Source organism: Priestia sp. YIM B13486 (genome assembly GCF_042787865.1).
Taxonomy (GTDB): domain Bacteria; phylum Bacillota; class Bacilli; order Bacillales; family Bacillaceae_H; genus Priestia; species Priestia megaterium.
In genome coordinates, this window is the sequence record NZ_JBHZOZ010000003.1 from 637,882 (window position 1) to 649,933 (window position 12,052).

At 38.0% G+C, this 12,052-nt stretch carries 13 protein-coding genes; 8 read left to right on the forward strand and 5 right to left on the reverse strand.

Annotation, left to right across the window (positions count from 1 at the left end; all coding sequences use genetic code 11):
• Positions 1–21: 21 nt before the first annotated feature.
• Positions 22–1,410 carry a DUF2254 domain-containing protein gene (locus ACFX4G_RS11710; RefSeq protein ID WP_377574756.1) on the reverse strand — a complete coding sequence of 463 codons (1,389 nt, stop codon included), beginning with the start codon at positions 1,408–1,410 and terminating at the stop codon, positions 22–24.
• 104 nt (positions 1,411–1,514) lie between these two features.
• Here ACFX4G_RS11710 and ACFX4G_RS11715 point away from each other — a divergent pair, with 104 nt between their 5' ends.
• Positions 1,515–1,961 (forward strand): DUF4385 domain-containing protein, encoded by a 447-nt coding sequence (locus ACFX4G_RS11715; protein WP_377574759.1) that lies wholly within the window; start codon positions 1,515–1,517, stop codon positions 1,959–1,961.
• On the opposite strand, the gene ACFX4G_RS11720 is transcribed toward ACFX4G_RS11715, so the two are convergent.
• Positions 1,962–3,275, reverse strand: coding sequence for a hemolysin family protein (locus ACFX4G_RS11720; protein ID WP_377574762.1), 1,314 nt, complete (start codon positions 3,273–3,275; stop codon positions 1,962–1,964). It lies immediately after the preceding gene.
• 269 nt (positions 3,276–3,544) lie between these two features.
• Between ACFX4G_RS11720 and ACFX4G_RS11725 the strand changes: the two genes are divergently transcribed.
• The gene (locus ACFX4G_RS11725; protein ID WP_377574765.1) at positions 3,545–5,578 is read left to right on the forward strand and encodes a Na+/H+ antiporter; all 2,034 of its coding nucleotides are present in this window, start codon (positions 3,545–3,547) and stop codon (positions 5,576–5,578) included.
• 47 nt (positions 5,579–5,625) lie between these two features.
• Here ACFX4G_RS11725 and ACFX4G_RS11730 read toward each other — a convergent pair whose 3' ends face one another.
• The gene (locus ACFX4G_RS11730) at positions 5,626–6,162 is read right to left on the reverse strand and encodes a histidine phosphatase family protein (RefSeq protein WP_013083645.1); all 537 of its coding nucleotides are present in this window, start codon (positions 6,160–6,162) and stop codon (positions 5,626–5,628) included.
• Between the two features lie 263 nt (positions 6,163–6,425).
• On the opposite strand from ACFX4G_RS11730, the gene ACFX4G_RS11735 reads away from it, so the two are divergent.
• Positions 6,426–7,307 carry a M23 family metallopeptidase gene (locus tag ACFX4G_RS11735; RefSeq protein ID WP_377574768.1) on the forward strand — a complete coding sequence of 294 codons (882 nt, stop codon included), beginning with the start codon at positions 6,426–6,428 and terminating at the stop codon, positions 7,305–7,307.
• A gap of 30 nt (positions 7,308–7,337) precedes the next feature.
• Here the strand turns inward: ACFX4G_RS11735 and ACFX4G_RS11740 are convergent, their stop codons facing one another.
• Entirely contained in the window at positions 7,338–7,796 is a 459-nt protein-coding gene (locus tag ACFX4G_RS11740; RefSeq protein ID WP_377574771.1) for a hypothetical protein, read from the reverse strand.
• A gap of 199 nt (positions 7,797–7,995) precedes the next feature.
• Here ACFX4G_RS11740 and ACFX4G_RS11745 point away from each other — a divergent pair, with 199 nt between their 5' ends.
• The 4 genes from ACFX4G_RS11745 (at position 7,996) to ACFX4G_RS11760 (ending at position 10,971) form a co-directional block, all read left to right on the forward strand.
• Positions 7,996–8,640, forward strand: coding sequence for a GntR family transcriptional regulator (locus ACFX4G_RS11745; protein WP_377574878.1), 645 nt, complete (start codon positions 7,996–7,998; stop codon positions 8,638–8,640).
• Positions 8,641–8,718: 78 nt separating this feature from the next.
• Entirely contained in the window at positions 8,719–9,750 is a 1,032-nt protein-coding gene (locus tag ACFX4G_RS11750) for a zinc-dependent alcohol dehydrogenase (protein WP_377574774.1), read from the forward strand.
• A complete protein-coding gene (locus tag ACFX4G_RS11755) occupies positions 9,747–10,508 on the forward strand; it encodes a glucose 1-dehydrogenase (RefSeq protein ID WP_377574777.1) in 762 nt (253 codons plus the stop codon). Before ACFX4G_RS11750 ends, ACFX4G_RS11755 begins: the two co-directional genes overlap by 4 nt.
• A gap of 70 nt (positions 10,509–10,578) precedes the next feature.
• Entirely contained in the window at positions 10,579–10,971 is a 393-nt protein-coding gene (locus tag ACFX4G_RS11760; RefSeq protein ID WP_377574780.1) for a hypothetical protein, read from the forward strand.
• Between the two features lie 10 nt (positions 10,972–10,981).
• Here the strand turns inward: ACFX4G_RS11760 and ACFX4G_RS11765 are convergent, their stop codons facing one another.
• Positions 10,982–11,212, reverse strand: coding sequence for a hypothetical protein (locus ACFX4G_RS11765; protein ID WP_043981603.1), 231 nt, complete (start codon positions 11,210–11,212; stop codon positions 10,982–10,984).
• A gap of 263 nt (positions 11,213–11,475) precedes the next feature.
• Here ACFX4G_RS11765 and ACFX4G_RS11770 point away from each other — a divergent pair, with 263 nt between their 5' ends.
• Positions 11,476–11,988 carry a P-loop NTPase family protein gene (locus tag ACFX4G_RS11770; RefSeq protein ID WP_377574783.1) on the forward strand — a complete coding sequence of 171 codons (513 nt, stop codon included), beginning with the start codon at positions 11,476–11,478 and terminating at the stop codon, positions 11,986–11,988.
• Positions 11,989–12,052: the final 64 nt, after the last annotated feature.

The following is a 12,052-nucleotide window of genomic DNA, read 5'->3' on the forward strand; positions in this document are numbered from 1 at the left end:
GATGAGCGGCATTTTTGGCTTTTATTCTATCAACATAGAAGCGCCTTTTTTTTCACAAGCTTTTGCAAGGTTTTTGAGTAGCTGATTAAGAAACTCTTTGTCCATTTTAAGCCACTCTTCTTTTTGCAGCCCTTCTACGATATAGGAAGAGAAAACCCACGCGTCGTTTTTGATGGCAGAGTGATTTGTTTCAGCGATTACGGTTAATGCCTTGATGACAGCAGACATCACGGAAACATCTTCTTTCCCATAATGGCGAATTTGATAGAACGCTTTGTACAAATAATCCATAAAAGAAGGTTTTTCTAGCATGACGCGAATGCATCCTTTTTCATCGTAATAATAAGGAGAAGAAGAATAGCTTTTTCCAAGTTTGATAAACACTTGCGTGAGCTGTTCAATGCAGTTAATGGCTGTTTCAGGATCATTAATAGCGGGTGAAATAGCTCTTAATGCAATTTCACTCAGCTTTTGAATCCCTAACTTCACATCTTGAATCGATTCTTGATCATTTGTAATAAACAAACAATGAAGAAATTTTTCGTGTTCTAATGATTGATCGTGATGGATCACGCTTAGCAGAGGTGTGTCTTCTTCGACGTACTCACCGGGTGCTTTTTCAAGTTTCACAATAACATTATATTTAGATGCTAGTGTAGTTAAATGCTTGAGTTCAATATAGTGAATATATCCTTGTTTGTTACTTTTAATTTGCAGCGTGTTTTCACTATCAAAATTAAGCTGTTCTTCATTTTTTGATTGAAGTGATTTTTGCTGTTCTAGCTGCCGTTCTTCAATGGTTAGCATCGTTTTTTTGGCAATGTTTGAAATTAAGTTGCCGACTTTAATCCAGTTAATAACATGATGAATTAAAAATACAAACATACCTAGACAAATGAAAGCTACCAAAATGGCTAGTGAAGGAACAATGAAAGTGTTGCTGACTTGATTGCTTCGAACTTGAATAAGCAGTACAAGCACGTACACATACCCACCGATAAAAGTGCCAAGCACGCGCTGAGTTTTGGCATCTGTATTAAAATTTTGAATCGTTCTAGGAGAAAACTGGCCTACAAACGTAGTCAGTACCACTAAAACAGAAGAAAACGTAATCGTCGTCATCGTTAATAAGGAATTTGATACTGAACTCAAAATAGTATGAGCAAGCTCTTTATCCGTTAGAAATACAGAAGGAACTAATTTTAACCACTGTTTATGAGCTGTTAAAAATCTGTCTATAAACGTACTAATAGTGGCTAAAACAAAAGCAACGATTCCGTATATAGAAGGAGTAATCCAAAAATTAGCTTTGATTCGATTTTGCTGTAGCTTTATTGACATAACGAAATCTCCCGTATCATGATTTAATAAGTTCGGCCTTCTTTTAGCATGGAGAAAAAAGTTAGTCATACTTATCCACCTATTATTACCCGCATCTGCATGTGAAAAACTTCTTTAAGAAAAGTTTTATCATTCATTTGTAAGGGGTAGAGATCAAAAAGGAGGGGAGAGCCGTGGCATTTGATTATTCACTTGACTTTGAGCATATCGATTTTAGAAAACATCCTGAAAAGTATAGAGTAGGAAAAGGAGAACAAGGAGTTCTCCTTGTGGAGCCGTATAAAAGTGAAATTCTTCCTCATTGGCGTTTTCGAACACCTGAAATTGCTGAGGAATCCGCGGACGCCATTTATCAGCTTTTTTTAACCTACAAAGAAAAAAGCGATTTTGTTGGAATGGATATGGCCCGGAAATTTCTCCAAATGGGATATACGCGATCCAGGCGCTACGCGAACTACAAAGGCGGAAAAAAATACAGCAAAGACGGAGAGCGTAATGAACGGCAAATTGATGAACAAAAAGCAAAATCGGCGGCTATTTTTATGAAAAAATGGAAGGAGGTACGAGAGAATAAAGAGTACTTGACATTTAAAAAAGACCATCAAAAAAAGTACGGATAATCAGCTGTTATCCGTACTTTTTTCCTTTGTTATTTCGATTCGTTTAATATGGTGATGTTCAATATCAATGACTTTAAATGAAAAACTTTCGTTTGTGATGCTGTCACCTTTAGCAAGATCAAACTTTTCGGTCAGCATCCAGCCGCCAATGGTATCAACGTCTTCTTGCTCAATATTTGTTCCGAGTAAGTCATTTACTTCTTCAATCAACACCTTCGCATCGAGTACGTAGTGATTTTCACTAATTTTGTGTACGTCCGGTATTTCATCATCATCAAATTCATCACGAATTTCACCAACAATTTCTTCTAAAATGTCTTCTACCGTTACAAGCCCTGTTGTTCCTCCGTACTCGTCTATTAAGATGGCCATGTGAATTCTGTCTTTTTGAATTTTAAGCAATAAGTCGTAAATGGCGATGGAATCAATGACTTGAATGATGGGTTTCATATACGTTTGCACGGTACGTGGTTTAATATCATCTTCTTTTATGTAATCCGCTAATATTTCTTTAATATTAACTAATCCCACCACTTGATCTTTGTTTCCATCTACAACTACTGGATAGCGAGTATATTGCTCTACTCTAGCCATTTTTAAGAATTCTTCTATCGTTTCATCTGCTGATACGCTAACAATTTCCGTACGAGGCACCATGATTTCTTTAGCCGTACGATTATCAAATTCAAAAATATTATTCATGAACTTAAATTCCGATTGATTAATTTCACCGCTCTCATAGCTTTCAGATAAAATAATTCTAAGTTCTTCTTCACTATGAGCTACTTCATTTTCAGAAGCTGGCTTCAGGCCGAATAATCCGACAACGCCTCTTGCTGAGTGGTTTAAAAGCCAAATAAACGGATAAAGTAACTTAGAAAAAAGAATAAGAGGACGGGAAAATAACAGCGTCACTTGTTCGGCTTTTTGAATCGCCACTGTTTTGGGCGCAAGTTCCCCAGCTACCACATTTAAAAATGTGACAACCGAAAAAGCAAGAACAAAAGATATGACATGCGAAAGTGATGCAGCAAAAGGAAGCATGTCAATAAGCGGCTCTAATAAATGACCTACCGTAGGTTCACCTATCCAGCCTAGACCCAGTGCGGTAACCGTAATGCCCAGCTGTGTGGCTGAAAGATAACCATCTAAATTTGATACTACTTTTTTTGCTGCTAAAGCGTTCCGGTTTCCTTCTTCAATTAACTGGTCGATTCTAGTCGACCGTACCCTAATGACGGCAAATTCCGTTGCAACAAAAAAGGCTGTTAATATGATTAATACGATGAATAAAATGACATTTACTGTTTCCAAATTTATCTCCTTACCCCGTTGAAACGGATAAGGGAACACCTCCCTTATAAAAGTTTGATGAGCTGATTTATATGGTAAATAAAGAATATCATGTATACTGTTCCCTTAATGTCCGCAGAAATAAACTTACCGAAAAGAAAGAGCACTTTTTAATAACCCACAACATTTTTTGGCACAAAAAGCGTAAACTAAACACTATAAAATGAATGAAAAGAGATAACGTGATACCTTTAAAAGGATGTAAATAGAAGTAGGAGTCGATTGTTTTTATGGAATTTTTTCTGACGATATTAGTCTTATTGGCTTTGATTGGTCTATCTAATATCATTAATCATTTTGTACCATTTATTCCTGTTCCATTAGTTCAAATAGCTTTGGGAGCAGGGCTTGCTATCTTGCCATTTGGCGGAGATGTACATTTAGAGCCTGAGTTATTTTTTATTTTATTTATTGCCCCGCTATTATTTAATGATGGGAAAAACGTGTCAAGAGCTGCTCTTTGGAAGCTTCGTACACCTATTTTATTACTAGCGCTGGGACTGGTTTTTGTAACGGTGGCAGTAGGGGGATATCTAATCAATTGGCTCATTCCTTCCATTCCGTTACCGGCGGCATTTGCACTAGCTGCTATTTTGTCCCCAACAGATGTAGTGGCTGTTGGAGCTATGGCGAGCCGAGTAAAGCTCCCTAAGCGAATTATGCATTTGCTGGAAGGCGAAGGGCTGATGAATGATGCCTCTGGTCTTGTAGCGTTTCAAGTAGCAGTAGCTGCTACCGTAACGGGCGTCTTTTCGATAGTAGATGCTACATTTCAGTTCCTTTGGGTAGCGCTGGGCGGTTTGTTTGTAGGAGCATTTATCGCTTTTTTGATTATCAGACTGCGTGTACTTGTTCGACGTTTGGGAATGGAAGATATTACGATTCATATGTTAATACAAATTCTAACTCCATTTGTTGTCTTCTACATTGCTGAACATTTTCATTTATCAGGAATCTTGGCAGTTGTAGCAGGCGGCATTGTACATGCGATTGAGCGTGACCGAGAGGAATCACCTAATCAGCAGCTTAAAGTAGTATCAAAAAGTACTTGGACGGTTATTTTATATTTGTTAAATGGCTTGGTGTTTGTACTGCTTGGTCTGCAAATACCTAAAGTGGCGAAAGCAATTATTCAAGATCCAAACTTTAATAATGGACAAGTGCTTCTTTATATTTTGATTATTACTGTCTTTTTGCTTGTACTACGATTTATTTGGGTGATGGTGTCATGGTCAGTAGGCTGGTATTACAAAAATAACAAGCATCTAAAACCTGAGCCTCGGTCTATTGGCATTATCACGGTTTCAGGTGTACGAGGAGCGGTTACGTTAGCCGGAGCGTTTTCGATCCCATATACGCTTGATAACGGCAGTGATTTTCCGGAACGCTCTCTGATTATTTTTCTAGCAGCAGGCGTTATATTGTTAACCTTAGTTACGGCAAGTATTCTTTTACCTCTCATTGCGAAAACAGAAAAGGCGCCGAAGAAGCCTGAGCGCAATACAAAAGAGGTTAAAGCGCGCATTAAAGTGCACAAAGCTGCTATTCAGCGGTTAAAAAGAGAAATGACCGAGGAAAATCGTGGAGCAGCCCTTTCGTTAATTTCAACGTATAATACAACGATTAATAACATCATCGTTAAAACTCATCCTTTAGAAGCCTCTGAAAACAAACAGTACGAGGAAAAAATTCGATTGCTGGCTCTTCAGGCCAAGGGGAAATTGGTGGAAAAGCTATTAAAAGAGGAAAAAATAGACCGTGAGACAGCGTATATTTGTTTGGAACATACGCACAAGCTTGAAATGGCTGTAACCAATCGTGTAAGGTACAAATTATTGGTGAGCTGGATGAGGTTTAAAAAAGTTTTATTATTACTAGTCCGAATTTTTTCACCTAATAAGCAGGCGTTAAGAAAACAAAGCTTGCGAAGAAGAAGCAAAGTGAATAAAGTACGTATTCAAATGATTGAAGAAGCGATAAAGGTCATTAAAGAAAATATGAACGAAGAAAATCGAATGATTTCACTTGCTATTATTAGCGAATACCATAGATCCATGGCAAGACTTAGAAAAGAGAGTACGGAGTATAATTCACGCAAACGTAAAAAAACAACGAGAGATTTATGTTATAAAGCGTTTCATACCGAGCGGGAAACGGTGCAAGAACTTTATGAAAAAGGAGAAATCACGCGTGAAATCGCTCATAATATCCGAAAAGATATCGCTTTGCGTGAAGCATTAACAATTGAAGAAAATGGTTATTAAAAAGTCGCAGAGAGTAGTCTCTGCGACTTTTTCTAGTAAGTTTCATTCTATTGCTTTTCAAAAAGATAAAGCTTTCCGTTAACAGCAATATCAAACCGAGGCCCTTTAAAGCCGCGTTTTATAAGTTCTTTACGCATAAACTTCATAATGCCTCCGTGGCTGACAATCAGCAAATCGTCTTCTGACTCGGAAATGGCGCGATCTAGCACTGCTGCTACTTTTCTCTTAGTCTCAGCCATATCTTTACGAGCTTGTTTGTTGATGAGTCCGGACATGCGAAACAGTAATACCCAGAGGATAAAAGGAAGTTTAAATTTTACTGGAATAATAGGCATAGGTATTTCTCTAAGTTCCGGAAGAAGCGTGATCTCTTGTTTATAAATATGCTTTGCCGTTTTGTGTGCTCGCGGCATATCGCTTGAAAAACAGCGTTTCCATTGGATATTATTCAAATCAGTCTCTCCATACGTAATATCTGATTCATCATATTCCTGAAACCAAGCCACTAGTTCGTCAGTGGATAAGCGGTGGTTTTCTGGAAGACCTTTGTTTACTTTGTAATGACGTACTAATGCTACTTTCATTGTGAAATCTCCTTAAAATCTAAGCGCCAAAAACACTGATTCGGCGCAGCTTGATTTTCTTATTTAATGTTATTTTCATCGTGCTGCACCTCCTTTCAAATATTTGTAAAATAAGTATAAAATGGATTAAGAAAATTGTAAATACGGTATAGAAGAAGATTTTGAGATAGAATAACTGGAAAATGAAACCTTTTTATAACATAAAACGTATTACTTATAGATAATTCAAACAAATTGAAATACATATAAAAGGGTGGATTACAATGGTGGATACAGAGAGAAAAGTGAACATCAGAGAAGAGTTTGGAACTTTATTTGCACAAGGGAATTTTAAGAAGCTTTATGATTGTGTAAGCGAAGAATTTAAACGTCAAGTTTCGCTTCAGCAATTTTTGGAGCAGAGCAAATTGTTTAATCAAGGAGAACAGTTCTACAGACTAGAAACAAATCTCTATTTAACTCCTCAAATTGAGCAGTTTATTTGGTTGAATTCTACGCAGACAAAATTCATCAGCGTTATGTTTGATGAACATAACATTATACAAGCACTTGTGATTGCTCCTATAGAATCATTTTCAGAGAGAGATCGATGGAGTACAAACAAATATACGATGCCGATTCAAAGTGAATGGTTTGTCTATTGGGGAGGAAAGCATGAGGTGTTGAACTATCACCATCCAGTCGAAAACCAAAGGTATGCGTATGATTTAGTCGTGCGAAAAGGAAAGCAAAGCTATAAAAATGATGGAATGAAAAACGAAGATTACTATGCCTATGGAAAAAAAGTTGTAGCGCCGCTTGAAGGAGTCGTTATCACAGCAGTTGATGGTCAAGAAGATAATGAAATTGGACACACGAATAAAAAAAATCCTTTAGGAAATTACGTTATCATTGAGCATCAAGGAGAAGAATACAGTGTGCTTGCGCATTTGAAGAAAGGATCGGTTTCTGTGAAACAAGGAGACGTGGTTCGTAAAGGAACGCTGCTCGGAAGGTGTGGAAATTCCGGGAATTCATCCGAACCCCACATTCATTTTCACGTCATGGATGCCTCTGACATCGAAACGTCAAAAAGTTTGCGAATTCGGTTTCATGCGGCCGTTGAACCGATTCGCGGAGATACGGTTATTCCATTTTTTTACTGATTAAAAAGCCATAGCGTTTGCTGTGGCTTTTTATGCAGGGCTTTCCTCAAATATGAAGTCAAGCAGCCGTTGAAACAAGTAAAGGATAATAGCTACGGTAGTCATGACAAGGAAAAGCCCAAAATGACTGATATCATACAGATTATAAAGCCCGATTTTAGCAAGAAAAGGAACAATAACATAACCATGAATCAAATCCAAAATAATGTTAACAATTATGTACAAGATAAACCCCGGATACGTAAGGTAAAAGACAAAGATCGTAATCACAATATGAAGGCAATAAATCGTTGCTCCCATGCTAGTAAGAAAAAATACGTTTTCTTGAACCGTCCACCAGTGCATTTTTTCCGCTACTTGATAGGCGATTGTCATTATTAATGCAGCAAATAACCCTACAGTAAAAAATCGTTTAACACGCTGTTTATCAAGCAGCAGCAGTAAAAACCATGGAATAACAAGAATCCCCCATAATATAATTTGATTCATTCATCTTCCCACCTTTTATTTATCAGTAGTTCTTAGTGTAAGAAAGAATTGTAAAAATATACATTCTATAAAGAAAACGTTTACAATCAGATTACTTCTCTATATACTAAATCTTGAATACTTGTATACAAGTTGGCTAAGGAAGTGATGACACATTAAAAAGGTAACCTACCCGGAAAAATGGCTTCGCGGAGCCTCGCTGGGAGAGCAAGTTGTAAGCAAATTAAGAATTCAAATTATGAGCGGCGAGCTGAAGAAAGGAACCATACTATCGGAAAATCAGCTCTCGGCAGAGTTTGGAACGAGTCGATCTCCTATAAGAGAAGCGCTGCGGACCCTTTCAAACGAAGGACTCATTGATTTACAGCGAATGGGAGCAGTTGTTATTGGTTTAACAGCTAGGGATTTAAACGAGCTGTACGATGTTCGTCTGCTTTTAGAACATTTTGTCTTAGAACGTCTATCTGAAGTCAACCATGATTCGCTTATTAAAAAGCTTGAGCAAAGTATTGATCAAATGAACATGGCAGCTAAATACGATGACTATGTAGAGTTTGCTTATCAAGATTTGCGGTTTCATGAGCTCGTGATTATCGAAGCAGACCACAAACGGATATTAAAATTGTGGGAAAGCATCCGTGAAATTATTTTAGCTGCTCTTTTAATTACCACTGAAAAAAGATTTCGAGATGATAAAGCAGCTGTGTTCCCACTGATAAAGCAGCATCATGAAATGATTAAAGCATTAAAGTCTCAAAATACAGAACGTATTCAAGATGAAGTGAAGCGTCACTTTGAAGACACGCGAAATACGATAACAGCTTCACTTTTGAATGAAGCATAAAAAAGGATAAAAGATTCAAAATGTTTTTGGACCTTCTTATCTTTAACTTGTCGACAAGTATACAAAGGGGTTGGAAAAATGAAAGCAGGTGTCTACGTTTCAGAAACAAAAGCCGTTATGCAGCAAAAAGCGAAACCGGTTATAAAAGAAGGAGAAGCGCTTGTAAAGGTATCTCATGCTGGAATTTGCGGAACGGATATGATGATTTATTTTGGAAAACATCCTAGATCACAAGCGCCACTTATTATGGGGCATGAATTCAGCGGACTTATAGAAGAGATCCGAGGGGAAACGAAATTTTCTTTAGGTGACCGCATAGCAGTTGAACCTACGCTTAGCTGTAGAACGTGTGAAGCCTGTGTAAGAGGACAGTTTCACGTTTGTAAGAAGTTAAAACTAATCGGCATTGATCAAGATGGAGGGTTCGCGCAGTACGTGGCTGTTCCAGTGAACCGCCTTCACCTCTTACCAGAGAAACTGTCTAGCGCGCATGCAGCTCTTGCAGAACCTGTAGCGGTTGCCGTACATACAGTACGACGCTCGCGGTTGAAAGTAGGGGACCAAGCTGTCATTTTAGGGGCAGGACCTATTGGACTGCTGATCGGGATGATTGCGAGACGAGCAGGAGCAAAAAAAGTAATGATCTCAGATATTAGTTCTTATCGCTTAACTAAAGCGAAAGAACTTGGCTTTATACCAATTGATGCAACGAAAAAAGACGTCGTAAAAGAAGTGCGCTTGCTTACGAATGACGTCGGTGCAGACGTTGTATTTGAAGTAGCTGGAAATCAAATGACAGCAAAACAAATGGTTGAAACAAGCCGTATTCAGGGAGAGATTGTGGTGGTGAGCGTATACAAAAACGCTCCAGAAGTAGATTTAGCAGCAATGCACTTTAAAGAAATTTCATTAACTACAACGAGATGTTATACAAGGGAAGACTTTCAGACGGCTATTGATTTACTGGCAAACGGTGAAATAGCAGCAGATTCTTTAATTTCTCATAAACTGCCGCTTGAAGATATTCAAGCGGGGTTTGAGTTTATGCAGCGGCCTGATGAATCACTTAAGGTTTTATTTGCACCAAACGGAGAGGAGAATGAACAATGACAGTAGATTTATTTTCTTTAGATGGTAAAGTAGCAGCGATTACGGGAGCAACGAGAGGAATTGGAAGAGCAATGGCGATTGCTTTGGCAGAAGCAGGTTCGGATATCGCTCTTCTGCAGCGATCAAAGGAATTTCTTGGAGTAAAAGAAGAAATTGAACGTCTCGGAAGAAAATGCTTTATTGTTAATTGTGATCTAGAAAATGCTTCTGAAGTAAGCGAAGCGATCTCATCGGTTGTTGCTTATTTTGGCAAGCTCGATATTTTAGTGAACAACGCTGGCATTCAAAGACGTTCACCCGCTGTAGACTTTGCAGAAGAAGATTGGGATGCTGTTATGAATGTTAATTTAAAAACCGTATGGTTGTTATGTCAGCAGGCGGGCCGCCAAATGCTTAAAAAAGGAAGCGGAAAAATTATTAATATGGCATCTTTGCTTTCTTACCAAGGAGGTATTACCGTTCCGGCTTATGCTGCAGCAAAAGGCGGAGTTGCTCAGCTTACAAAGGCTTTATCTAATGAATGGGCAGCAAAAGGCGTAAATGTTAATGGAATTGTACCAGGGTATATTGCTACTGATATGAATGAAGCACTTATTAACGATGAAACGCGCAGCAGACAAATCATTGAACGTATTCCCGCAGGCAGATGGGGGGAAGCAGATGATTTTAAAGGAGCGGTTGTCTTTTTAGCATCTGATGCATCTGCCTATATTCATGGGCACTTACTTGCTGTAGACGGAGGCTGGCTAGGAAGATAACGCATGAATGAATGAATGAATGAATTTTTTCATATCATGAACAAACTTAATTAAAAGGAGCGTTCGTGGTATGAAAAGGTGGATGTTAAATATGAGTATTTCTGTAACAGTGCTCATAACTGCTTGGGCGGTGTATACAAAGCCTGAAGAGAAAGAGGTTTCGCTATTTTCTTACGATCAGCCTTCTATAGTTGTTCAAAAAGAAAGCACAGACTTTGAAAAAGCGTTAAAAGCTTTTTTGACGCAGCATGGCTTTCAAGAAGTTAGGGTGCTGAATAACTATGCGGAAGCTCAAATTCTAGTTCTTCTGCCCCGCGAACACCTTTCTTCTCATAAGAAAAGGGAAATTCAGCAAATGGTAAATCAAGTTGCCAAACAGTATCACGTTCATCCTGATGTAGTTAATGTTCAGCTATATGAAAAAAGTAAAAAGCCTTTTAGAAAGGGGAATCCCCCTCGATAAAAGGCTTTTTTTACTCTTTCTTCTTCTCTTGTTCAGCGAGCTCTTCTTGTCTTTTAAAATGTGATTTTCCTAACGCATACACAAAACTAAAAAACAAAGGAAGTAAAATAGTCAGCAGCACAAGGCGGGTAAGCATATCGCCCAAATCATTTCTTGTTAAGTAAATATTAATAGCTGCAATGACAATATAAACAAAAATACCGAGGTTTCGTAAAAATCTCTTTAGCATAGATGCATTCATTTTTTTCACCTTACTTTTATATACTCACATTTAAGGTAAAGGAAACGATTCATAAAAGCAACCTATTTACTACAAAGCAAGAAGGAATATAGGAATTTATAATGAATATTTATAGGTTGCCTGAAAATTATGGAAATAAAAATCCTAACATGAAGTCGTTTTATAAAGCAGCTCGCTCCGAGTACACTGAATGCGCCGAGTCAGCTATAAACAGCTGCCTTCTCTTCAATAAGCTTTATTTCTTAAAAAGGTAAGGTGATAAGATGAAAAGAGTACTGGTAATGGGCGTTTCTCCAGGAGTAGGAAAGTCTACATTTGCCAAGAAATTAGGGAAAAAGCTTGATCTAGAAGTATATCATTTAGACAGTCTGTATTGGCAGCCTGGCTGGACGGAAAGAGACAATGATAGCTTTAGAGAATTGCAGGAGCACATTGTAAAAAAAGATAGCTGGATTATCGACGGGAACTACAGCAATTCGTATGACCTGCGAGTGAAGCGTGCAGATACCATTATTTATTTAGAGCTGCCGCTAATCGTTTGTGTGTACCGAGTAATAAAGCGGAGAATCGTATATGCAAGAAAAACGCGTGAAGATATGGCAAAAGGATGCCCTGAAAAAGTAGATTGGTCATTTTTTACGTTTATTCTTACTACGTATCGAGAACGGAAAAAAAAGATGAGAAACCGGTTTAAAAAGCTTAAAAAAGATGAGGATTACAAGGTTTTTATGCTGATGAACAGAAAGGACATCGAGAACTATATACAAAACCTATAGGGAGGAGTATGTGCTGAATTTTGAACAAAAATAGCCACGTAACAAGTTCGCTTGTTACGTGGCT